Origin of the sequence: Pseudomonas sp. B21-036, assembly GCF_024748925.1 — a bacterium.
In the GTDB taxonomy this organism is placed as follows: domain Bacteria; phylum Pseudomonadota; class Gammaproteobacteria; order Pseudomonadales; family Pseudomonadaceae; genus Aquipseudomonas; species Aquipseudomonas palmensis.
Map to the genome: position 1 here is coordinate 3,876,667 of NZ_CP087178.1, position 22,611 is coordinate 3,899,277.

The 22,611-nt window shown below is 64.2% G+C and carries 18 protein-coding genes; 12 read left to right on the top strand and 6 right to left on the bottom strand.

The window, feature by feature from the left end:
* Positions 1–100 precede the first annotated feature (100 nt).
* Both acnA and LOY33_RS17450 read left to right on the top strand, forming a co-directional pair.
* The gene (gene acnA, locus LOY33_RS17445) at positions 101–2,842 is read left to right on the top strand and encodes an aconitate hydratase AcnA (RefSeq protein ID WP_100633159.1); all 2,742 of its coding nucleotides are present in this window, start codon (positions 101–103) and stop codon (positions 2,840–2,842) included.
* A 312-nt stretch (positions 2,843–3,154) separates the two neighbouring features.
* Positions 3,155–4,720: a PAS domain-containing methyl-accepting chemotaxis protein gene (locus LOY33_RS17450; RefSeq protein WP_043864593.1), complete on the top strand. Its 1,566-nt coding sequence runs from the start codon at positions 3,155–3,157 to the stop codon at positions 4,718–4,720.
* 40 nt (positions 4,721–4,760) lie between these two features.
* Here LOY33_RS17450 and LOY33_RS17455 read toward each other — a convergent pair whose 3' ends face one another.
* The 4 genes from LOY33_RS17455 to LOY33_RS17470 all read right to left on the bottom strand — a co-directional run bounded on the left by LOY33_RS17455 (position 4,761) and on the right by LOY33_RS17470 (position 6,872).
* A complete protein-coding gene (locus LOY33_RS17455) occupies positions 4,761–5,645 on the bottom strand; it encodes a pseudouridine synthase (RefSeq protein ID WP_043864664.1) in 885 nt (294 codons plus the stop codon).
* A 50-nt stretch (positions 5,646–5,695) separates the two neighbouring features.
* Positions 5,696–6,007: a hypothetical protein gene (locus LOY33_RS17460; RefSeq protein ID WP_043864594.1), complete on the bottom strand. Its 312-nt coding sequence runs from the start codon at positions 6,005–6,007 to the stop codon at positions 5,696–5,698.
* A gap of 70 nt (positions 6,008–6,077) precedes the next feature.
* The gene (locus tag LOY33_RS17465; RefSeq protein WP_058541337.1) at positions 6,078–6,509 is read right to left on the bottom strand and encodes a D-Ala-D-Ala carboxypeptidase family metallohydrolase; all 432 of its coding nucleotides are present in this window, start codon (positions 6,507–6,509) and stop codon (positions 6,078–6,080) included.
* 126 nt (positions 6,510–6,635) lie between these two features.
* Positions 6,636–6,872 (bottom strand): glutaredoxin family protein, encoded by a 237-nt coding sequence (locus LOY33_RS17470; RefSeq protein WP_043864595.1) that lies wholly within the window; start codon positions 6,870–6,872, stop codon positions 6,636–6,638.
* A 160-nt stretch (positions 6,873–7,032) separates the two neighbouring features.
* Between LOY33_RS17470 and LOY33_RS17475 the strand changes: the two genes are divergently transcribed.
* The 8 genes from LOY33_RS17475 (at position 7,033) to LOY33_RS17510 (ending at position 17,450) form a co-directional block, all read left to right on the top strand.
* Positions 7,033–8,991 (top strand): monovalent cation:proton antiporter family protein, encoded by a 1,959-nt coding sequence (locus LOY33_RS17475; RefSeq protein WP_258659449.1) that lies wholly within the window; start codon positions 7,033–7,035, stop codon positions 8,989–8,991.
* Between the two features lie 261 nt (positions 8,992–9,252).
* Complete coding sequence (locus tag LOY33_RS17480) at positions 9,253–9,558, top strand: YqjD family protein (RefSeq protein WP_043864597.1); 306 nt, start codon at positions 9,253–9,255, stop codon at positions 9,556–9,558.
* A gap of 10 nt (positions 9,559–9,568) precedes the next feature.
* Complete coding sequence (locus LOY33_RS17485) at positions 9,569–9,937, top strand: phage holin family protein (RefSeq protein WP_043864598.1); 369 nt, start codon at positions 9,569–9,571, stop codon at positions 9,935–9,937.
* Positions 9,934–10,269 (top strand): hypothetical protein, encoded by a 336-nt coding sequence (locus LOY33_RS17490; protein ID WP_043864599.1) that lies wholly within the window; start codon positions 9,934–9,936, stop codon positions 10,267–10,269. The genes LOY33_RS17485 and LOY33_RS17490 overlap by 4 nt, the downstream gene beginning before the upstream one ends.
* A 97-nt stretch (positions 10,270–10,366) precedes the next feature.
* Entirely contained in the window at positions 10,367–11,530 is a 1,164-nt protein-coding gene (locus LOY33_RS17495) for an EAL domain-containing protein (protein WP_258659450.1), read from the top strand.
* 62 nt (positions 11,531–11,592) lie between these two features.
* Positions 11,593–12,924 (top strand): deoxyguanosinetriphosphate triphosphohydrolase, encoded by a 1,332-nt coding sequence (locus tag LOY33_RS17500; RefSeq protein WP_054916205.1) that lies wholly within the window; start codon positions 11,593–11,595, stop codon positions 12,922–12,924.
* 237 nt (positions 12,925–13,161) lie between these two features.
* Complete coding sequence (locus tag LOY33_RS17505; protein WP_043864602.1) at positions 13,162–13,788, top strand: response regulator transcription factor; 627 nt, start codon at positions 13,162–13,164, stop codon at positions 13,786–13,788.
* 8 nt (positions 13,789–13,796) lie between these two features.
* Positions 13,797–17,450 (top strand): transporter substrate-binding domain-containing protein, encoded by a 3,654-nt coding sequence (locus LOY33_RS17510; protein WP_258659451.1) that lies wholly within the window; start codon positions 13,797–13,799, stop codon positions 17,448–17,450.
* Between the two features lie 42 nt (positions 17,451–17,492).
* Here the strand turns inward: LOY33_RS17510 and LOY33_RS17515 are convergent, their stop codons facing one another.
* The gene (locus LOY33_RS17515) at positions 17,493–17,837 is read right to left on the bottom strand and encodes a YggL family protein (RefSeq protein WP_043864604.1); all 345 of its coding nucleotides are present in this window, start codon (positions 17,835–17,837) and stop codon (positions 17,493–17,495) included.
* Between the two features lie 215 nt (positions 17,838–18,052).
* Between LOY33_RS17515 and dacB the strand changes: the two genes are divergently transcribed.
* Positions 18,053–19,516 carry a D-alanyl-D-alanine carboxypeptidase/D-alanyl-D-alanine-endopeptidase gene (gene dacB / locus LOY33_RS17520; protein WP_043864605.1) on the top strand — a complete coding sequence of 488 codons (1,464 nt, stop codon included), beginning with the start codon at positions 18,053–18,055 and terminating at the stop codon, positions 19,514–19,516.
* 85 nt (positions 19,517–19,601) lie between these two features.
* Here dacB and rlmKL read toward each other — a convergent pair whose 3' ends face one another.
* Positions 19,602–21,800: a bifunctional 23S rRNA (guanine(2069)-N(7))-methyltransferase RlmK/23S rRNA (guanine(2445)-N(2))-methyltransferase RlmL gene (gene rlmKL, locus LOY33_RS17525; RefSeq protein ID WP_078479588.1), complete on the bottom strand. Its 2,199-nt coding sequence runs from the start codon at positions 21,798–21,800 to the stop codon at positions 19,602–19,604.
* A gap of 540 nt (positions 21,801–22,340) precedes the next feature.
* Here rlmKL and rmf point away from each other — a divergent pair.
* Positions 22,341–22,556 carry a ribosome modulation factor gene (gene rmf, locus LOY33_RS17530; RefSeq protein ID WP_078479587.1) on the top strand — a complete coding sequence of 72 codons (216 nt, stop codon included), beginning with the start codon at positions 22,341–22,343 and terminating at the stop codon, positions 22,554–22,556.
* Positions 22,557–22,611 lie beyond the last annotated feature (55 nt).

Genomic DNA, 22,611 nt, shown 5'->3' on the forward strand with positions numbered 1-22,611 from the left:
GACCGCTTAGCCAGGTCCGTGCCGTGCGGACCGTCACAGAGGCGGTGAACTGGCGACTGCAAGGATGATTGCCAGGCACCGACGCAGAAGGAGTTGGCAGATGCCCTCGCTCGACAGCCTGAAAACCCTCAAGACCCTGACGGTGGAGAACCGTGAATACCATTACTACAGCCTGACCGAGGCCGCCCGCAGCCTCGGCGACCTGCAGCGCCTGCCGATGTCGCTCAAGGTGCTGCTGGAAAACCTGCTGCGCTGGGAAGACGGCAAGACCGTCACCGGCCAGGACCTGCACGCCCTGGCCGAGTGGCTGCAGCAGCGCCGCTCGGACCGCGAGATCCAGTACCGCCCGGCACGGGTGCTGATGCAAGACTTCACCGGCGTGCCCGCCGTGGTCGACCTGGCCGCCATGCGCGCCGCCATGGCCAAGGCCGGCGGCGATCCGCAGCGCATCAACCCGCTTTCCCCGGTCGACCTGGTGATCGACCACTCGGTGATGGTCGATCGCTACGCCACCGCGCAGGCCTTCGGCGAGAACGTCGACATCGAGATGCAGCGCAACGGCGAACGCTATGCGTTCCTGCGCTGGGGCCAGAACGCCTTCGACAACTTCAGCGTAGTGCCGCCGGGCACTGGCATCTGTCACCAGGTCAACCTGGAGTACCTGGGCCGCACCGTGTGGACCCGCGAGGAAGACGGACGCACCTATGCCTTCCCCGACACCCTGGTCGGCACCGACTCGCACACCACCATGATCAACGGCCTGGGCGTGCTGGGCTGGGGCGTGGGCGGCATCGAGGCAGAGGCGGCCATGCTCGGCCAGCCGGTGTCGATGCTGATCCCCGAGGTGATCGGGTTCAAGCTAACCGGCAAGCTGCGCGAAGGCATCACCGCCACCGACCTGGTGCTGACCGTGACGCAGATGCTGCGCAAGAAGGGCGTGGTGGGCAAGTTCGTCGAGTTCTACGGCGACGGCCTGGCCCAGTTGCCCCTGGCCGACCGCGCGACCATTGCCAACATGGCGCCGGAGTACGGCGCCACGTGCGGTTTCTTCCCGGTGGACGACGTGACCCTGGACTACCTGCGCCTGTCCGGTCGCCCCGCCGCCACCGTGCAACTGGTGGAGGCCTACTGCAAGGCCCAGGGTCTGTGGCGCGAGGCGGGCCAGGAGCCGGTGTTCACCGACACCCTGGCACTGGACATGGACGAAGTCGAAGCCAGCCTGGCCGGGCCCAAGCGCCCGCAGGACCGTGTGGCGCTGTCCCAGGTGGCCCAGGCATTCAACAACTTCATCGGCTTGCAACTGAAGGTCTCGACCAAGGAGGTCGGGCGCCTGGAAAGTGAAGGGGGCGGCGGCGTCGCGGTGGGCAATGCCGACCAAGCCGGCGAAATCGAATACGAGCACGAGGGCGCCAATCACCTGCTCAAGGACGGTGCCGTGGTGATCGCCGCGATCACCTCCTGCACCAACACCTCCAACCCCAGCGTGATGATGGCTGCCGGGCTGGTGGCCAAGAAGGCCGTGGAAAAGGGCCTGCAGCGCAAGCCCTGGGTCAAGACCTCACTGGCCCCCGGCTCCAAGGTGGTGACCGACTACTACAAGGCGGCCGGGCTGACCCCTTATCTGGATGCCCTGGGCTTCGACCTGGTCGGCTACGGCTGCACCACCTGCATCGGCAACTCCGGCCCGCTGGCCGAGCCGATCGAAAAGGCCATCACCCAGGCCGACCTTACCGTCGCCTCGGTACTGTCGGGCAACCGCAACTTCGAAGGCCGGGTACACCCGCTGGTCAAGACCAACTGGCTGGCGTCGCCGCCGCTGGTGGTGGCCTACGCCCTGGCCGGCAGCGTGCGCGTCGACCTGTCCAGCGAGGCCCTGGGCCTGGGCAAGGACGGCAAGCCGGTGTATCTGCGCGACATCTGGCCCAGCCAGCAGGAAATCGCCGAAGCCGTGGCCAAGGTCGATACCGCGATGTTCCACAAGGAATATGCCGAGGTGTTTGCCGGCGACGCACAGTGGCAGGCCATCGAGGTGCCGCAGGCAGCGACCTATGTGTGGCAGGAGGACTCCACCTATATCCAGCATCCGCCCTTCTTCGACGACATCACCGGCCCGCTGCCGGTCATCGAAGACATCCACGGCGCCCGGATACTCGCGCTGCTGGGCGATTCGGTGACCACCGACCACATCTCGCCCGCCGGCAACATCAAGGCCGACAGCCCGGCCGGACGCTACCTGCGCGACAAGGGCGTGGAGCCGCGGGACTTCAACTCCTACGGCTCGCGTCGCGGCAACCATGAGGTCATGATGCGCGGCACCTTCGCCAACATCCGCATCCGCAACGAGATGCTCGGTGGCGAGGAAGGCGGCAACACGGTGCATGTGCCCAGCGCCGAGAAGCTGGCGATCTATGACGCGGCCATGCGCTACAAGGACGAAGGTACACCACTGGTGGTGATCGCCGGGCAGGAATACGGCACCGGTTCCAGCCGCGACTGGGCCGCCAAGGGCACCAACCTGCTGGGGGTCAAGGCGGTACTGGCCGAAAGCTTCGAGCGTATCCACCGCTCCAACCTGGTGGGCATGGGCGTGCTGCCCCTGCAGTTCGCCGAGGGCCAGACGCGCAAGACCCTGGGGCTGACCGGCCATGAGCGCATCGACATTCTCGGCCTCAGCCAGACCCAGGTGCAGCCACGCATGACGCTGACCCTGCGCATCACCCGCGAAGACGCATCGACGCAGCAGATCCAGGTACTGTGCCGCATCGATACGCTCAACGAAGTGGAGTACTTCAAGGCTGGCGGCATTCTGCACTACGTGCTGCGCCAGTTGATCGCGAGCTAGCCTGAAGCAGGCCCGGCGCCGTTGCGCCGGGCCTGCATTGGCCCGCCGTGTGGCCACTGAGTTCGACCTGAACCAGAGGCACTGTGCGGCGTTGCCCGCCTGCTACCTGCCCCCGCGTGAACACCAGGTCACTAGCTGACTAACATGACAAATATATGAAAGAATGCAAACAAGTTGCTTGACTTTGCAGCCTTTCAACTACAACACGAACAGCTAAGGCACCTTGAGCCGGATCAATATTCTTTAAATATCCATTCAATAAAAACGCCTGTCTGCCGATACACCACGAAAGCCTTCCGGATAGAACAGCTTATGCGTAACAATCAGCCGATTACCCAGCGCGAACGGACTTTCCCTGCCCAACAACGTCTGATATCGACCACCGATGCCAAGGGTGTGATCACCTACTGCAACGATGCGTTCGTCGAGATCAGCGGCTTTTCGCGGGAGGAGCTCATTCGTGCGCCACACAACCTGGTCCGGCACCCGGATGTGCCGCCGGCTGTGTTTGCGCATATGTGGAGTACGCTCAAGCAGGGCCTGCCGTGGATGGGCATCGTCAAGAACCGCTGCAAGTCGGGTGATCATTACTGGGTCAACGCCTACGTCACCCCCATCTTCGAGAACAACCAGGTAGTCGGCTACGAGTCGGTGCGGGTCAAGCCCAGCGCCGAACAGATCCGTCGCGCCGAGGCGCTGTATCACCGCATCAATCAGGGCAAGCCACCCATTCCGCGCCGCGACCGCTGGCTGCCGGTACTGCAGGACTGGCTGCCGTTCATCCTGGTCAGCCAGGTCGGCTTCCTGATCGGCAGCTGGCTGGGCCACTCCTGGGGCTTCGCCGTGGCGGCCGCCCTGTCGGTACCGCTGGGGCTGCTGGGCCTGAGCTGGCAGCAGCGTGGCCTCAAGCGCCTGCTGCGCCTGGCCGAACAGACCACCTCCGACCCGCTGATCGCGCAGATGTACACCGACAGCCGCGGCGTGCAGGCTCGCCTGGAAATGGCCATGCTCAGCCAGGACGCGCGCCTCAAGACCTGCCTGACCCGCCTGCAGGACACCGCCGAGCACCTCAACGAGCAGGCCCGCCAGTCCGACACCCTGGCCCACAACAGCTCCTCGGGCCTGGAGCGCCAGCGCGTGGAGACCGAGCAGGTGGCCGCTGCCGTCAACCAGATGGCCGCCACCACCCAGGAAGTGGCCAACCACGTGCAGCGCACCGCCGATGCCACCCAGGAAGCCAACCGCCTGACCGGGCGCGGCCGCGACATCGCCGGCGAAACCCGCGATGCGATCCAGCGTCTGTCGGCTGCCGTGGGCGAAACCGGCCTGACCGTGACCCAGCTGGCCCGCGACAGCGACGAGATTGGCGGCGTGGTCGATGTGATCAAGGGCATTGCCGACCAGACCAACCTGCTGGCGCTCAACGCCGCCATCGAAGCGGCACGCGCCGGTGAAATGGGCCGCGGCTTCGCCGTAGTGGCCGACGAAGTGCGTCAGCTGGCGCAGCGCACCAGTGAATCGACCGGGCAGATCCACGGCCTGATCGCCAAGCTCCAGCAAACCGCCAGCAATGCCGTACAGACCATGGAAACCGGCCATCGCCAGGCCGAGGAAGGTGTGGCACGGGTGATGGAAGCCGACCAGGCGCTGGTGGGCATCAGCGAGGCGGTGGCCAACATCACCGACATGACCACGCAGATTGCCGCCGCTACCGAAGAGCAGACCGCAGTGGCCGATGAAATCAGCCGCAACATCAGCACCATCGCCCAGCTTGCCGACCAGACCTCCGAGCAGGCCCAGCATTCGGCGCTGCTCAGCGAGGAACTGACCCTCACCGCCACCACCCAGTATTCCCTGGTGGAGCGCTTCAACCGTTGACCCGGTGGCGCACAACCTCTGGTTGTGCGCCCACAGCGGTCTACCAGTCCAGTGTCAGCCGGCTTTCGAAGTAGCGCTCCTGCCCATCGAGCGGGTCGTTGAAGCGCAGGTTGTGGGCCAGCAGCTTGAGTGGCCTTGCGTAGTCATCGGGGCCCTGCACGATCTGCGGGTAGAACGGATCATTGCAGATACTCGCCCCCAGCGCCGTCATGTGCACCCGCAACTGGTGGGTCTTGCCAGTGACCGGTGACAGGCCGTAGCGCCACCACTCGCCGTTTTTTTCCAGAACCCGGGCAATGGTTTCGCTGTTGCTGACGCCGGGCACCTCCTGCATGCGAAAGAACGGCTCGCCATTTACCAGCCGGCTCTTGTGCACCCGCGGGAACTCCAGCTGCGGCAAGGCGCGGGCAATGGCCTGGTAGTGCTTGTCGATCTGTCGGGTGGGAAACAGCTGCTGATAGGCCGAACGGCTTTGCGGGTTGGCCGAGAACAGCACCAGGCCCGCCGTGTGCCGGTCGATGCGGTGCAGTGGCACCAAGTGCGGGTTGTCGAGCCGGCGAATCAAACGGCGCAGCAACGTGTGTTCGACATATTCGCCAGTGGGCGTCACCGGCAGAAAGTGCGGTTTGTCGGCCACCACCAGGTGCTCGTCGACGTGCAGGATATGCTCCTGCACCGGGATCGGCTTTTCGTTGGGTACTTCGCGAAAATAGTGGATACGCAGGCCTGGCTTGTAGGCAAGGCCCACGTCAATCGGCGCGCCCTGGGCATCCAGCACCCGCCCACGGGCGATGCGATCGAGCCATTGTTCACGGCTGATCGCCTTGAAGTGGTCGCACAGGCAGTCGAGCACGGTGGCCCAACTGCCCGGTGGCAGGCAGACAGTGCTGGCCTGGTGCTGGGCCGGATCGAAAGGGACACTCATGGACATGCTCGCCAGTTGGGGGCCGTCCATTATCCGGCATGCCTGCCGGCTCAGCCAGCCCGGGTTGCCGCAGCCTCGGTAAACTCCTTGAGCCAGCGCAGCACATCCACCGCCTCCCAGCGGCCCGGATCGTACAACGCATACATCAGGCCCTGATAACCGACCACATCCAGCGCCCGGTGGTAACCGGCGCGCTGGAACAATGCCTCTATCTCGGCAAAGCAGGTATTGAAGTGGATCTTGCTGAAAGGGGTCTTGCCCTCGGTGACCAGGCCATCGAGGCGCAATTCGAGCACGGCCTCGCGCACCTGTTCGACAGCCATGCGGTTGACGCTGTATTTCAATTGTTCGACGTTGACCATCGTCCGGCCCCTCTGGCGCAAGCGCTCACCCGATTACTGTATTTGCATACAGTGTATGAATGAACAGTACTCACTGCAACCCCGGCAGGTAGCCGGTACCCTCGCGCACCGTCAGCACCTGCTTGCGCCCTGCCCCTTCGGCGATGGCCAGGTGAACCCAGCGGTCGAACTCCAGAATGAGCTGGTCGAACGCCAGACCGCTGTCCAGGATACGTTGCGCCACCACCAGGGGTGAAAGCGCCGCCACGCTGATATCGGCTGCCAGCCCGAGGGTATGCGCACTGCCGCTCACCCCGCCGACACGACGGTTGAGCTCGTTGCTGCGGTAGGCACTGTTGACGCGGATGGGATGCCCGAGCAGGCTGCGTACCTGCTCCAGGGTCTGGCTCAGACGGCGCAGGTTGGCCAGGGCATCGGGGCCGGGCTGGTTGGTCAGGCCTTCACGTCGGGCAGTTTCGGAAGCAGTCAGTTCTTCCAGTGTGAAATGCGGACTCAGGTGCATGGTTCGCCACTCCTTGGCGGATGAGACTTCGTCACGGGTGTATGCTGCGCTGGCGATTCTCCAACAGCACCTGCGCCGTTGCATCACAGATTGTGCATCGGCATGTGAACACCCCGCTGGCGACGCTCAGCTCAGAAACGCGACCACCTGCTCGGTATCGAACGGCCAGAGCAGCTCGGCACCGGAGTCACAGCGACGCAGCACCGGAATCAGCAGGCCGTAGCGCTCGACATCGGCCGGATCATCGGCAATATCGACCAGCTCGACCAGCAGCCCGTGCTCGACAAGCGGCATCAGAATGGCCTCGGCCACCTCGCACAGGTGACAGCCCAGGGTGCCGAGCAGTTGAGTTTCAGGAAGCATGGGAAGTACCGTGAAACGTGAAAAGCGGACCCGTATTCTAGGCCCGTACACCTGGCGGGTCGAGACACCAACGACTGACCTGGGTCAGCCTGCGTGGCCTCGAGCGCTGTAGACTGACAAATTTTTTTGCGCCCGTCGGCATTGCAATGGAGTGTATTGAGTGTTTGCCAACCTGCTGATCATCCTGGCCTCGTCACTGGTGGTCATCGCCATTTTCCGGCGCCTGCAATTGCCCCCCGTGCTGGGCTACCTGTGCGTCGGCCTGTTCGTCGGCCCCACCGCCCTGGACTGGGTCAATGAAAGCGAAGAACTGCCCGACCTCGCCGAAATGGGCGTGGTGTTCCTGCTGTTTTCCCTGGGCCTTGAATTCTCTCTGAGCAAGATGCTCGCCCTGCGCCGCGTGGTCTTCGGCCTGGGCAGCCTGCAGGTGATCTGCTCGGCGCTGCTGCTGGCCGGCCTGCTGGGGCTGCTTGGCATGCCGGCCGGGGCTGCCCTGCTGCTGGGCGGCGGCCTGGCGCTGTCGTCCACCGCCATCGTCAGCAAGGAGCTCACCAGCCTCGGCGAAATCTTCAGCAGCCACGGCCAGAACGCCATTGGCGTGCTGCTGTTCCAGGACGTGATTGCGGTACTGCTGCTGACCCTGGTGCCGGTGTTCGCCGGCCAGGGCGGCCAGGCCTGGTACTGGGCGCTGCCGCTGACCCTGGGCAAGACCGTGATCCTGTTCATCGGCCTGCTGCTGGCCAACCGCTGGCTGCTGCCGCGCCTGTTCCACGAGGTGGCCCGCTCGCACTCGGCCGAGCTGTTCGTGCTGCTGGCGCTGGTGATCGTGCTGCTGACCGCCTGGCTTACCCACCTGCTGGGCCTGTCTCCGGCACTGGGGGCGTTCCTCGCCGGGATGCTGCTGGGCGAAAGCAACTATCGCCACCAGATCGAAGCCGATATCCGCCCCTTCCGCGACATCCTGCTGGGGCTGTTCTTTGTCAGTATCGGCATGCTCATCGACCTGCAACTGTTTGCCAGCCACGGCCTGGAAATCCTCGGCCTGACCCTGGCCCTGCTGGCCATCAAGGGCGTGGTGGTGGCGGTGCTGGTCAAGCTGCGCGGCAGCGACAGCGAAACCGCCTGGCGCAGTGGCGTGGCCCTGGCCCAGGGCGGCGAGTTCTGCTTCGCACTGATGGCGCAGATGCAACAGACCAGCCTGCTGCCCGAAGACCTCGGGCACCTGCTGCTGGCCGCCACCTTCTGTTCGATGCTGGTCACCCCGCTGATGCTGCGCGGCGCTCCGGCGCTGGCCGCCCGCCTGCATCGCAAACCCAACCAGGAGGTGCAGCTCGAAGAGATCCAGGCACAAAGCGCCTCGCTCAGCGGGCACGTGCTGATCTGTGGTTATGGCCGGGTAGGCCAGTCCATCGGGCGCTTCCTGCGGCGCGAACATCTGGCCTTCATTGCCCTGGACGACGACCCGGTCAGGGTGCAGGAGGCCGCCGCCGGCGAGCAGCGCGTGCACTACGGCGACTCGCGGCGCGGCGAACTGCTGGCGGCCATCGGCCTGGAGCGTGCCCGGCTGCTGGTGATCGCGGTGGACAAGACCGATGTCGCCATGAGCGTGCTCAAGGCCGCCCGTCACTTCAACACCCAGGTGCCGATCCTGGTGCGCACCCGCGACGACAGCCTGCGCGACGAACTGCGCGCCGCAGGTGCCACGGCGGTGGTGCCGGAATTGCTGGAGTCCAGCCTGATGCTCGCCTCCCATGCCCTGGTGATGCTCGGCGTACCCCAGGAGCGTGTACAGCAGCGTATCGACGAGGTGCGCCAGAGCCGCTATCGCCTGCTGCACGGGTTCTACCAGGGGGCGCAGACCAGCCCGGTCGACAGCGAAGGCCTGCCCAAGGTCATGCTGCATGCGGTCAACCTGGGCGCTGATGCCTATGCCTGCGGTCGCCCGCTGACCGAGCTGGGCCTGGACCTGCTCGGGGTGGAAGTACAGGCCGTGCAGCGCGATGGCGAGGAAGTGGCCCTGGCCACCGATACCTGCCTGCATGCCGGTGACGCGGTGCTGCTGAGCGGCCCCTCCAACGCCATCGATGCCTGCCAGGCCCGACTGCTGACCGGGCGCTAGCGGCTGCCGTGCGCACTACCCTGGCCCGCCATGTGGGGGCCGGGGGCGCGAATGCAGCGCTGACGTGGAGTTTTTTCCGGGGTTTGTCGTGGATTGGGTTATGGTTTATCGACCGGCCGTCGTTTCGCGCCCTGATCTGGCGCGGCCGCCCGGCCTGCTGCACCAAGGCAAGGCAAATGCTGTACCACTGCCGATTGCACTGAACCTTACGCAGCGCTCGGCACTCGAAATGCCAGACGCCCACTTGACACGGAGAGACCCATGGCCCGCAAAACTGCAAAAGACATCCTTCAGGCAGACTTCGAAATCCTGGTACAGGATGCTGAAAAACTGCTGGAGCACTCCGCGACCCTGGCCGGCGATCAGGCCGACGAGTTGCGCAGGCAGATCGAGGAAAGCGTGTCGCGTGCCCGCGAGACCCTCAAGCAGACCCAGGACTCGGTACGTGAACGCAGCCAGGCTGCACTCAGCGCCACCGAAGACTACGTGCAGTCCAACCCCTGGCAATCCGTCGGCATTGCCGCTGGCGTGGGCTTTCTGATCGGCCTGCTGGCCAGTCGTCGCTGAGGTACGGGGTATGGAAACCGAAACCACCGGCTCGTCTTCACGGCGCCTTGGCGCCGCCATCCTTGGTCTGCTGCACGGCCACGTCGAACTGTTCGGCATCGAACTGCAGGAACAGAAGGCGCGCACCCTGAGCCTGCTGCTGTTCGCCGGGCTGGCCCTGGTGTTCGCCCTGCTGTTGCTGACGGCCTTGTCGGCGCTGCTGCTGATTCTGCTGTGGGACAGTTATCGCCTGGCCGGCATCATCGGCCTGTGCGTGTTCTACAGCCTGGCGGCGGTGTTCTGCGGGCTGCGCCTCAAGGCAGCGGTGTTCGACGAGTCCTCGCCGTTCCATGCCACCCTCGAAGAACTTGCCAAGGACCGGGAGCGCCTGTTGCCATGAGCCTGCCTGAATTGCCGCAAACCACCGACCGCCGCGAACTGCGCAAGGCCCTGGTACGCCTGCGCCTGGAAATGCGTCGCCAGGAAATCCGCCACGAATCCGGGCAACTGCTCAAGCCGCTGACACGCCTGCGCGGGGTGGGCGACTCCCTGCAAGGCGGGCTGCAGGGCGGCCTGGGCATCAAGCACGCACCCCTCTGGGGTATCGGCGCCGTGGTGCTGCTGGGCTTTCTGACCGGCAAGGGCGCACGCAACGGCAGCCTGACACGGCTGGCCGGCGTGGGCAGCAGCCTGACGCCGCTGATACGCCTGTTCATGCAGTCAAGGCGCTGAACGCAAACTGGCTGCATTCTTGCAATACGAGGCGGCGGGCCGCAGGCTTGCCGTGCTGAGCATCCGGCCAGCCGTCTCGTAAAAACAAGGAGCCGCCGTGTACGACGGGCACCCGCTCGCCTGCTATCAACCCTTCATCGATACGTCCACTGGCCGCATCGCCGGTATCGAAGCCCTTGGCCGACTGGTTCAGGCCGACGGCCAGCTGCGCTCGGTCGGCCCGCTGTTCATTGACCCGCAAATGCCCACCGCAGCCCTGCGCACCCTCGATCGCACGCTGCGCGGCCAGGCCCTGGCAACCTTCAGCCAGGCACCGGGCGACTGGTTTCTGAGCCTGAACATCTCGCCCCGCTGGATCAGCGAGCTGACTGCCGACGAACCCTTGCCCAGCCTGATGCAGGTACGTCAGCACGGCATCGATCCACGCCGGGTGGTCTTCGAGATCACCGAACAGGGCGGCGACCTGCAGCGCCTGGCCGATGTGGTCACGCGCTATCGCCAGGCCGGCGCGCGCATCGCCATCGATGATTTCGGCGCCGGCTACTCGCAGCTGGACCGGGTGCTGGCGCTGCAGCCAGACATTCTCAAGCTCGACATGCGCCTGTTCCAGGCCGCCGCCCGCGGCGGGCCCAGCAGCGAAGTGGTCAAGGCCCTGGCCCAGATGGCCGAGAAGACCGGGTGCTGGATCATTGCCGAAGGCGTCGAGAACGAGGCCGAGCTTGACTTCGCCCTGGAATGTGGCGCGCGTTACCTGCAGGGCCACCTGTTCGCCCAGGCCCAGGCCGGTTTTTTCGCCAGCGATGCATTCGTCACTCGCTTCGGCCACCTGCGCGAGCGCTACGTGCAGGGCAAGCTGGACGAGCGCGCACGGCTGATGCAGCGCCGCCAGCAACTGGCCGAACTGATGCCCCGGCTGCAGGCCTGGGCGCAGGCCCAGGCCTCGGTCGAACAGTTGCCGAACCTGCACGCCTACCCTTGGGTGCTGCGGTTTTTTCTGTGTGACCGGCACGGCACCCAACTCACCCCCAATCTGGAATGGCACGGCCAGCACTGGCACGTGAACAACGGCTACCAGGGCCACAACTGGTCATGGCGGCCCTACTTTTATCACCTGCTGGCCGAGGGCTGGGATGAGCGCCGGTTGATCCTGTCCAGCACCTACCGCGACGCCACCACCAACCAGTACTGCATGACCGCCGGCCAGTTCTTCGACGACGGGCGCCGCCTGCTGCTGATCGACCTGGATGCCGATGGCCTCTGAGGGTTGCGGCCACGTCCGGGACACGGGAAGCTAGGGGCCTGCCCCGCACTGGAGAACCGGCCTTGGACTGGCACACACTGCTTACCCGCGAACGCCTCGGCAAAACCCTGCACAGCCCCGAAGAACTCGGGCGCAGCCCCTTCCACAAGGACCACGACCGGATCATCTTCTCGGGTGCCTTTCGCCGCCTGGGGCGCAAGACCCAGGTACACCCGGTCACCAGCAACGATCACATCCACACGCGCCTGACCCACTCGCTGGAGGTCAGTTGCGTGGGCCGCTCGCTGGGCATGCGGGTGGGCGAGACACTGCGCGACAGCCTGCCGGACTGGTGCGCGCCCAGCGACCTGGGCATGGTGGTGCAGTCTGCCTGCCTGGCCCACGATATCGGCAACCCGCCGTTCGGCCACTCCGGCGAGGACGCAATCCGGCACTGGTTCCAGCAGGCCGCCGGACGCGGCTGGCTGGATGCGATGAGCGATGCCGAACGGGGCGACTTCCTCAATTTCGAAGGCAATGCCCAGGGCTTTCGCGTGTTGACCCAACTGGAGTATCACCAGTTCGATGGCGGCACGCGCCTCACCTACGCCACCCTGGGCACCTACCTCAAGTACCCCTGGAGCGCCCGCCACGCCGATGCCCTGGGCTACAAGAAGCACAAGTTCGGCTGCTACCAGAGCGAGCTGCCGCTGCTGGAGCAGATCGCACGCAAGCTGGGCATGCCACAACTCGAGCCGCAACGCTGGGCCCGGCACCCGCTTGTGTACCTGATGGAGGCCGCCGACGATATCTGCTATGCGCTGATCGACCTGGAAGACGGCCTGGAAATGGAGCTGCTCGACTACGCCGAGGTAGAAGCGCTGCTGCTGGGGCTAGTGGGTGACGACCTGCCGCAAACCTACCGCCAGCTGGGCCCCGGGGATTCGCGCCGGCGCAAGCTGGCGATCCTGCGCGGCAAGGCGATCGAGCACCTGACCAACGCCGCCGCACGGGCATTCGTCGAGCAGCAGCAAGCCTTGCTGGCCGGCACCCTGCACGGCGACCTGGTCGAGCACATGCACGGCCCGGCCAAGCGCTGTGTGCTGCAGGCCAAGGACATGGCGCGCAAGAAGATCTTCCAGGACAAGCGCAAGACACTGCATGAAATCGGTGCCTACACCACGCTGGAGATTCTGCTCAATGCATTTTGCGGCGCAGCGCTGGAACAGCACGGCGGACGCACGCCATCGTTCAAGCACCGGCGCATCCTTGACCTGCTGGGCAACAATGCGCCCGACCCCAACAGCACATTGCACAGCGCCTTCCTGCGCATGATCGACTTCATCGCCGGCATGACCGACAGCTATGCCAGCGAAATGGCCCGCGAAATGACCGGGCGTTCAAGCCCGATCTGATACAGTTGACCCGATCAATACGCTGCAACTTCCACGTATGTAACGTAGGCGATTGCAGCCGTATTGATTAGTGCGCAAAACGTTATAGCGCGCTTGAAAATCAACTATTTGTAGCTTTGCGCCCAACTTATTGTAGGAATTTTCCCATATTAAGTTTGAGCGCAAATCTATTTACGTGCACGCCTTCCAACTGGGCTATGGTGCGGCTTCTTTATGGCCCCTACCTGGAAGGTGATTATGCACTCCGTATTTATTGTCGACGATCATCCCGTCATTCGCCTGGCTGTACGCATGTTGCTGGAGAACGAGGGTTATCGGGTCACCGGCGAATCCGACAATGGCGTGGACGCCATGCAGATGACCCGCGAAACCGTGCCCGACCTGATCATCCTCGACATCGGCATCCCCAAGCTGGACGGCCTGGAAGTGCTGTCACGCTTCAACAGCATGGCCGTGCCGATGAAGGTTCTGGTGCTGACTGCGCAATCACCCGTACTGTTTGCAACACGCTGCATGTTGTCGGGCGCCTGCGGTTATGTATGCAAGCAGGAGGACCTCAGCGAGTTGCTCAGTGCCATCAAGGCGGTACTTTCCGGTTACAACTATTTCCCCAGCCAGGCAATAAACCCACTTCGCCATCAGGACAGCGGCGACAGCGAGATGGAACTGTTCAAGACCGTCAATGATCGCGAACTGATGGTTCTGCAACTGTTTGCCCAGGGCAAGAGCAATAAGGAAATTGCGTCCGGCATGTTTCTCAGCAATAAAACCGTGAGCACCTATAAAAAACGCCTGATGCAGAAACTCAAGGCCAACTCGCTGGTGGAACTGATCGAGATGGCCAAACGCAACGCGCTGGTATGAGTGCGAGCATGGCCAAACGTCTTCTGTTGTTCTGCCTGCTGTTCGCCGGGGCCTGTCTCGCCCCTTCGCTCTGCGCCAACGAACCCGGCGAGCGCAGCTACGAGCTGCTCAGCCGCAGCGGCCTGGCGGCCATGGCTGTAACCCCCACACCGGCCCAGGCCGACTGGCTCGACAAGCATGACGTGCTGGTACTGGGCACTTCAGCACCGGACTACGCGCCGTTCGACATCACCGCCAGTGGCCGCGATTACGAGGGCCTGACCGCCGACTACGCCGGCCTGATCGGCAATACCTTGAACCGGCCCATTCGGGTCAAGCGCTTCGCCAACCGCGACAAGGCCCTGCAAGCCCTGATAGACGGGCACATCGACCTGCTGGGAAGTGCCAATGGCTACGATGCCGCCCTCCCCGAGGTGGCCCTGTCGCGCCCCTATGCCGAAGACCTGCCGGTGCTGGTCACCCGCGAAAATGAAACCCGGGCACTGGACAACGGCCTCAAGGGGCTGCGCCTGAGCGTGGTTGCCCATTACCTGCCATTGAGCGAGGTTCGCGCCACCTACCCCAACGCCACGGTGCAGACCTACAGCTCCTACCACAATGCCCTCAACGCGGTGGCCTTCGAACAGGCCGACGTGTTCCTGGGGGACGCCTTGTCGACCTATTACCAGATCAACCAGGGCTACCTGAAAAACCTCAAGATGGTGAACTTCGGCAAACACGAGCCTGTGGGCTTCAGCTTCGCCCTGCGCGCCGACAACCCGCTGCTGCTCGAGCTGGTCAATACCACCCTGGACGCGGTCACCAGCGCCATGCGCACCAGTATCTTCCAGCGCTGGAGCATCGGCGACGGCATGCTGCTGACTGATCGCAAGCTGCAACTTTCCCCACGCGAACAACGCTGGCTGGCGGCACACCCGGTGGTGCGCGTGGTGGTGGACGAAAACGCCGCGCCGCTGTCGTTCTACGACAGTGCCAACAACCTGCGAGGTATCGTTGCCGACCTGCTCGAGCTGATCCGTCTGCGCACCGGCCTGCGTTTCGAGATCCATCGCAGCGCCGGCATCAGCGACATGATCGACCAGTTGCACCAGGGTCGCGCCGACGTCATCGCCACCATCACGCCCAGCACACAGCGCGAAGCCACCCTGAACATCAGCCGGCCCTACCTGGAGAACGCCTACGTGCTGGTCACGCGCAAGGGCGAGGACGAACCTGCATCGCTGCGCCAGCTGTATGGCAAGCGCCTGGCCGTGACCCGCGGCAGTACGCTCAACGACGGGCTGCGCATTCGCCATGGCGGCATCGAGCTGGTTGAAACGGAAAGCCCCGCAGCCTCCGCCGAACTGCTGTCGCGTCACCAGGTCGACGGCATGGTCACCGCGCTGATCAATGCCAATTTCAGGCTCACCACCCAAAAGCATCTGATCATCCGCGCCAACATCGGCGACGAGCCGGCGACCTACTCCATGGCCACCGCCCAGGGCGCCGACGAACTGACCTCCATCCTCGACAAGGCCCTGCTTAGCATCCCGCCCCAGGAGCTGGGCGCAATCAATGGCCGCTGGCGCGATTTCAGCGGCGAACCCAGCTCCTACTGGCAAAGCCACCAGCGCTTCATCATCCAACTGGTGCTGGGCACCGGCCTGCTGCTGATCCTGTCGCTGGCCTGGAACGGCTGGATGCGTCGCCAGATCAAGAAGCGCGAGCAGATCGAGCGCGCCCTGGGCGACCAGCTCGAGTTCATGCGGGCGCTGGTCAACGGCACGCCGCACCCGATCTACGTGCGTGACCGCCAAGGCCTGCTCAAGAGCTGCAACGACAGCTACCTGCAGGCCGTTGAGGCGCGCGCCGAAGAGGTACTGGGCAAGTCCATCCACGATGCGCCGCTCACCGATGCCGACAATGCCAGTCAGTTTCAGGCGGACTACCAGCAGGTGATGAACGAAGGCCTGCCATTGATCGTCGACCGCCCCATGATGCTGAAGAACCGCGAGCTGACCATCTACCACTGGGTACTGCCGTACCGCGACTCGCTGGGCGAGGTACAGGGCATCATCGGCGGCTGGCTGGACATCAGCGACCGCCGCCAGCTGATCCAGGAACTGCGCCAGGCCAAGGAGCAGGCCGATAACGCCAACCGCGCAAAAAGCAAGTTCCTGGCCACCATGAGCCACGAGATCCGTACCCCCATGAACGCGGTGATCGGCATGCTCGAGCTGGCACTCAAGCGCGCCGATGCCGGGCACCTCGACCGTCCCGCCATCGAGGTGGCCTACAGCTCGGCCAGGGACCTGCTGTCGCTGATCGGCGATATCCTTGACATCGCGCGTATCGAGTCCGGCCACATGAGCCTGAGCCCCCAGCGCGTCAACCTGGGTGAGCTGGTGGAGTCGGTGGGTCGGGTGTTCGAGGCCCTGGCCCGGCAGAAGGACCTCAGCCTGAGCCTGGTCATCGACGAGAGCGCCTGCCGCGACGTGCTGCTCGACCCGCTGCGCTTCAAGCAGATCCTCTCGAACCTGGTCAGCAACGCGATCAAGTTCACCGACCAGGGCCAGGTACGCGTGGACCTGGCCCTGCAACCGGGGGCCGGGCCCGATACCCTGCAACTGCTGCTCTCGGTCAGCGACAGCGGTATCGGCATCAGCGCGACCGACCAGCAGTACCTGTTCCAGCCCTTCGCCCAGGTCGCCCCCGACAGCCCGCTGGCACGCAGCGGCACCGGCCTGGGCCTGGTCATCAGCCGCAGCCTGTGCGCCATGATGGGCGGCCAGCTGACGCTGCACAGCGAACCGGGCACCGGGACCGAGGTGAAGATCAGCATGCCGCTGACGGGGCTGGCAGCCTGCGAGAAGCTCGCCGACCCCGTGCCCCAGCCGACCTTGCCGGCGCCGGCGGTGAAGGTGCTGGTGGTCGACGACCACCCGGCCAACCTGCTGCTGATGGGCCAGCAGCTGGACTTTCTCGGCGTGCAGCACACCAATGCCGAAAGCGGCCTGAGTGCGCTGCAGGCATGGCGCCTGGAGCCTTTCGACGTGTTGATCGTGGACTGCAACATGCCGCAGATGGACGGCTACCAGTTGGCCCAGGCCGTACGCGAGGAAGAGCGCATACTCGGGCGCGCGCCCTGCACCATCCTGGCCTACACCGCCAATACCCAACCTGAAGTGCGTGATCGCTGCCACGCCGCGGGCATGAACGACTGCCTGCTCAAACCCATCACCCTGCATGAACTCAGCCAGCGCCTGAACGACGCTCCCCTGTCGGCAGGCCGCGCCCGTGGTGACATGCCCCTGATCGACCTGATGGGGCTGGGGCCGATCATCGGCAACGACCCAGGCGAACTGCGCCGCCTGCTCGAACAGTTGCTCAGTTGCGCCCCGATCGACCGTCAGCAGCTGCTCGACGCCGATACTCGCGGCTCGCCGGCAATACTCAGGGACGCTGCACACAAGGTGCTGGGGGTGGCGCGCATGGTGCAGTCCGAGGCGCTGATGCTGGCCTGCGAACGGCTGGAAGCGGCGTGCGAGGACGCTGCGCCAGAACCTGTGCTCAGGCGACGCAAACGGCAGGTACTAAGGGCAATGAACGAGGTGGATCAGGCGTTGCGCGATACGCTGGAGGCGCTGTCGCAGCCCACGGGAACGGGGCCGATGCAGGGGTAGAACGCAAGCGGCAGCCACCAGGGCTGCCGCTTTGACGAGGTATCAGCTAGCCGGGTTGACCGGCTTTTCCGGATACCAGGCATCCAGCAACGGGCTGACTTCGATCTTGGTCAGCTCGCTGCGGCCTTTGAGCCATGCCTGCACTGCAGCACGCTGCTCTTCGGTGACCGAGCCACGATCTGCCTTGCAGACCAGACCGAAGTCGTCGCCGCCGACGTAGTCCAGGCCGTTGGCATCCATGGCTTCATCCAGGAAGGCGTCGAGGAAAGCGTCAATGGCTTCGTCGGACAGGTCTTCCTTGAACTCCAGGTTCAGTTCGAAACCCAGCTCCTGGAACTCGTCTACACACAGTTTTTTACGCAGACGGCGGGAACGGTTGGTCGCCATGAAACAATCCTCTTAAGTAATAACGCGCGGCACTTTACCAGTTCCACCGCGAAACTGCCTGAATAAAACCCGAAAAATCGCCGCACTGACAGGCATTGTTAGGCACATGGGCAGCATGCGTGGTGCATAATGCGCGCTATATTTTTCCATACCGGGGCCGTCACCCTATTGCGCTCTGGTTTTTTTCACCCCTCGCCTGCAGGGTTTCAGTGCAAATGACCACATCTCTACGTTCACTGCTGTTCGCCGGCCTGCTGCTGCCACTGGCCATGCCGGCCCACGCCGCCCCCGTCAACACCACCCTTTCGCCCAAGGTGCAACAGGCCCTCAAGACCAACAAGCTCGACGGCTCCGCGCTGTCGCTGGTGATGCTGCCGCTCAATGGTCCGGGCACACCCACGGTGTTCAACGCCGATGTGTCGGTCAACCCGGCCTCGACCATGAAACTGGTCACCACTTATGCCGCGCTGGAAATGCTCGGCCCGACCCACCAGTGGAAAACCGAGTTCTACACCGACGGCACCCTGAGCAACGGCACCCTCAACGGCAACCTGTACCTCAAGGGCGGCGGCGACCCCAAGCTGAACATGGAAAAACTCTGGCTGCTGATGCGCGACCTGCGCGCCAACGGCGTACAGACCATCAATGGCGACCTGGTGCTGGACCGCAGCCACTTCGTGCAGCCCCAGCTTCCCCAGTTCAACGACGACGGCGGCGATGAAAACAAGCCGTTCCTGGTCAAGCCCGACTCCCTGCTGGTCAACCTCAAGGCCTTGCGCTTCGTGGCACGCAACGATGGCGGGAAGGTCCTGGTATCGGTAGAGCCGCCCATCGCCAGCATCCGCATCGACAACCAGGTCAAGGCGGTACCGGGCAACCAGTGCAAGGGCGAAGTGCGCTACAACCCGGTGACCCAGGCCGACGGCGTCAGCGTGGTGGTCAGCGGCCAGTTGGCTGACGGCTGCAACTCCCAGACCTACCTGGCACTGCTCGACCACCAGACCTACGCCGCCGGCGCGGTACGTGCCATCTGGAACGAACTGGGCGGGCGCATCATGGGGGCTGACCGGGTTGCCGAAGTTCCCAAGAGTGCACGCCTGCTGGCCCGCGCATTCTCCCCGGACCTGGTGGAGGTGATCCGCGACATCAACAAATACAGCAACAACACCATGGCCCAGCAACTGTTCCTGAGCCTGGGCGCGCAGTACCGCACCGATGCCGACGGCGACGATGCCCGTGCCGCACAGCGCGTGGTGCGCCAGTGGCTGGCGAAGAAAGGCATCACCGCGCCGCATCTGGTCATGGAGAACGGTTCAGGGCTGTCGCGTGCCGAGCGTGTCAGCGCCAGGGAAATGGCCACCCTGCTGCAGGCAGCCTGGAAGAGCCCCTACGCTGCCGAATTCATCAGTTCCATGCCGCTGACCGGCATGGACGGCACCATGCGCAAGCGCCTCAAGCGCACCGCCATGACCGGTGAAGCACACATCAAGACCGGCACCCTGAATACGGTGCGTGCCATCGCCGGCTTCAGCCGCGACAGCAACGGCAACACCTGGGCGGTGGTGGCAATTCTCAACGACCCCAAACCCTGGGGCGCCTCGGCAGTGCTCGACCAGGTGCTGCTGGACCTGTACCGCCAGCCAAAGCTCAACAGCAGTACCGCAGCGCTGCAACCCTGAGCCGGGCTCAGGGCTCCACCCGGGCGTGCGGGCGGTGGCTGCAAGGTAGCCACCCCCCACACGCCTGATCACATCCTGCGCGTCATCAGCGCGCCTGGATGCGCCATGCGCGGTGGATCTTGCTGTTGCGCGCGAAATCCGGGTCCAGGGTCTGGGCGGTGATCTCCTCGACCGCGTAACGCTCCTGCAGGTGTTCGTCGAGCTGGAACTTGCGGAAGTTGTTGGAGAAATACAGCACGCCACCCGGTGCCAGGCGCGCAACGGCCAGGTCAAGTAGCTCCACATGGTCACGCTGTACGTCGAACACCCCTTCCATGCGCTTGGAGTTGGAGAAGGTCGGCGGGTCGATGAAGATCAGCTCGTACTCCTCGCGGCAGGCCTGCAGCCACGCCATCACGTCGCCCTGCTCCAGGCGGTTCTTGTCCGAGAAGCCGTTGAGCGAGAAGTTGCGCCGCGCCCAATCCAGGTAGGTTTTCGACAGGTCGACGCTGGTGGTGCTGCGCGCGCCACCCTTGGCCGCATGCACGCTGGCCGTGGCGGTATAGCAGAACAGGTTGAGGAAGCGTTTGCCGGCCGCCTCGCGCTGGATGCGCATGCGCATCGGGCGATGGTCGAGGAACAGCCCGGTATCGAGGTAGTCGGTCAGGTTGACCAGCAGCTTGACGCCACCTTCGCTCACCTCGGTGAACTGACCCTGGCTGCTCTGGCGCTCATACTGCTTGGTGCCGGATTGCCGCTCGCGCCGCTTGATCACCACGCGGCTCTGGTCGATGTTCAGCGCCTGGGGGATCGCCGCCAGGGCATCGAACAGACGCGCCTGGGCTTTTTCCGGGTCGATCGAGCGCGGCGCGGCGTACTCCTGAACATGCACCCAGTCATGGTAGAGGTCGATGGCCAGCGCGTATTCCGGCATGTCGGCATCGTAGACGCGGTAGCAGGTGATGTTCTCGCGCTTGGCCCACTTGCCCAGTTGCTTGAGGTTCTTCTGCAGGCGGTTGGCGAACATCTGCCCGCCTTCGCTCAGACGCGCCGGCTCGCTGGCGACTGAAACCACGGGCTCGCTCGGCTCGCTGCCCCGCTCGCGCTCTGGCTGACGACGCTCGCCGGTGACGAACTGATCGGGCTGCACCCTGATCAGCAGCAGCTTGCACGGCAGCGCGCCGTTCCAGAAGGCGTACTGCTTGTGGCTGCGAATACCCATGCGCTTGCCCAGATCGGGCGCGCCGGTGAATACCGCCGCCTCCCAGTTCAGGCAGGCCTGGCGCAGGCGTTCACCCAGGTTCTGGTAGAGATACAGCAGGCTGGCTTCATCACCCAGACGCTCACCGTAGGGCGGGTTGCAGATTACCAGGCCCTTCTGGTTCTGGTCGGGACGCGGCTCGAAGCTGCCCACTTCGCCCTGGTAGATCTTGATCCAGTCGCTCAGGCCCGCACGCTCGACGTTGTTGCGCCCTGGCTGGATCAGCCGCGGATCGGCCTCGTAGCCGCGGATCCACAGCGGCGGACGTGCCAGCCCGGCTTCGGCGCGCGCCTTGGCCTCGTCGTGCAGCTTGCGCCACAGCGCCGGCACGTGACCCAGCCAGGCGCTGAAGCCCCAGCGCTCGCGGCGCAGGTTCGGCGCGATATCGGCGGCAATCATCGCCGCCTCCACCAGGAAGGTACCCACACCGCACATCGGGTCGGCCAGCGCGCCGCCCTGGGCAGCAATACGCGGCCAGCCGGCACGGATCAGCACGGCAGCGGCAAGGTTTTCCTTCAGTGGCGCAGCCCCCTGCTGCAGACGGTAGCCTCGCTGGTGCAGGCTGTGGCCGGACAGGTCCAGGGACAGAATCGCCTCGCCGCGTTCCAGGCGCAGGTGCACACGCAGATCGGGGTTGAGCTTGTCTACCGAAGGCCGCTCGCCCGCCGCGTTGCGCAGCTTGTCGACGATGGCATCCTTGACCTTGAGCGCGCCGAAGTGGGTGTTGTCGATGCCCGAGCCGTGCCCGCTGAACTCCACAGCCAGGCTGCCAGTGGCTTCCAGGTGATCCTGCCAGTCGACGGCGTTGACCCCGTCATACAGGTCATCGGCGTTCTTCATGTTGAAGCGCTTGAGCACCAGCAGTACGCGGTTGCCCAGACGCGACCAGAGGCACAGGCGATAGGCGGTTTCCATGTCGGCTTCGCCGCGAATGGCCGAGGTGTGCTCTCGCACATCCTCCAGGCCCAGCCCACGGGCTTCTTCGGCAAGCAGGCCTTCCAGGCCCTTGGGGCAGGTGAGATAGAGTTCGAAACGGTCCGACATGAGTAATCCAAGCCTTGAGCAATAGGTGAAAAGGCAAGCGCATCGCCCCTTCGCTGTTTGATCGAACGCCTTCCAGCAGGCGTTCGAATGGCGCTGACATGGCGCCGGGCCGCCGGACAACGGCCATTTACCCCAGGGTAAAAAGGCTTTGATCGTCCGGCAGAATGAAAAATTCTAGTAAAACTGCGACTTTTTATGACCCTTCGTCGTTTTGAGCCCCTGCGTTGGAAGTGATTCTCAACGATGGCGTTCTGACCTGAGCCATGAGCAAAGCCTGATCATAGCTGGCTTTGCCTTCATTTCGCCGCTGAAGCAATTTTTTACTTATCCCCTGACCCTTGGAAAGGTTACGTCCTTATGACAAAACGATCATTCACACTGTGACCTGCATTGGTTAGAACTCGTATCAGGTTGTCCTGCAACGGGGCAACACTTCCAGCTCGCCACGCCGGCAGCGAGCGCATAACCGGCAGAACGACTCTGCCCGGCCTCAGCCGAGGCCGACGGGACATTACAGTCAACAAGTGAGGGCAACACCCTATGAGAAGACTTAAGCGTGATCCGTTGGAAAGAGCATTTTTACGTGGCTACCAATATGGGGTCACCGGCAAATCCCGCGAGCTTTGCCCTTTTACTCTACCGTCAGTACGCCAAGCCTGGGTCAACGGCTGGCGCGAGGGACGTGGCGACAACTGGGACGGTATGACCGGCACTGCGGGTATCCATAGACTCAACGAACTTCACGCCGTTGGCTGAACGAGGATCTGAATTCTAGTCACCATGCACGCTCTATCCGAGCGGCGGGCTGCGG

What these genes read in the sequence shown, in the direction of transcription:
- LOY33_RS17465 (WP_058541337.1), bottom strand. Translation starts at nt 6,509, where the DNA reads ATGCACCTGAGTCCGCATTTCACACTGGAAGAACTGACTGCTTCCGAA.
- LOY33_RS17480 (WP_043864597.1), top strand. Translation starts at nt 9,253, where the DNA reads ATGGCCCGCAAAACTGCAAAAGACATCCTTCAGGCAGACTTCGAAATC.
- LOY33_RS17510 (WP_258659451.1), top strand. Translation starts at nt 13,797, where the DNA reads ATGGCCAAACGTCTTCTGTTGTTCTGCCTGCTGTTCGCCGGGGCCTGT.
- LOY33_RS17515 (WP_043864604.1), bottom strand. Translation starts at nt 17,837, where the DNA reads ATGGCGACCAACCGTTCCCGCCGTCTGCGTAAAAAACTGTGTGTAGAC.
- LOY33_RS17460 (WP_043864594.1), bottom strand. Translation starts at nt 6,007, where the DNA reads ATGGTCAACGTCGAACAATTGAAATACAGCGTCAACCGCATGGCTGTC.
- LOY33_RS17450 (WP_043864593.1), top strand. Translation starts at nt 3,155, where the DNA reads ATGCGTAACAATCAGCCGATTACCCAGCGCGAACGGACTTTCCCTGCC.
- LOY33_RS17455 (WP_043864664.1), bottom strand. Translation starts at nt 5,645, where the DNA reads ATGAGTGTCCCTTTCGATCCGGCCCAGCACCAGGCCAGCACTGTCTGC.
- LOY33_RS17490 (WP_043864599.1), top strand. Translation starts at nt 9,934, where the DNA reads ATGAGCCTGCCTGAATTGCCGCAAACCACCGACCGCCGCGAACTGCGC.
- acnA (WP_100633159.1), top strand. Translation starts at nt 101, where the DNA reads ATGCCCTCGCTCGACAGCCTGAAAACCCTCAAGACCCTGACGGTGGAG.
- LOY33_RS17485 (WP_043864598.1), top strand. Translation starts at nt 9,569, where the DNA reads ATGGAAACCGAAACCACCGGCTCGTCTTCACGGCGCCTTGGCGCCGCC.
- dacB (WP_043864605.1), top strand. Translation starts at nt 18,053, where the DNA reads ATGACCACATCTCTACGTTCACTGCTGTTCGCCGGCCTGCTGCTGCCA.
- LOY33_RS17470 (WP_043864595.1), bottom strand. Translation starts at nt 6,872, where the DNA reads ATGCTTCCTGAAACTCAACTGCTCGGCACCCTGGGCTGTCACCTGTGC.
- rlmKL (WP_078479588.1), bottom strand. Translation starts at nt 21,800, where the DNA reads ATGTCGGACCGTTTCGAACTCTATCTCACCTGCCCCAAGGGCCTGGAA.
- LOY33_RS17505 (WP_043864602.1), top strand. Translation starts at nt 13,162, where the DNA reads ATGCACTCCGTATTTATTGTCGACGATCATCCCGTCATTCGCCTGGCT.
- rmf (WP_078479587.1), top strand. Translation starts at nt 22,341, where the DNA reads ATGAGAAGACTTAAGCGTGATCCGTTGGAAAGAGCATTTTTACGTGGC.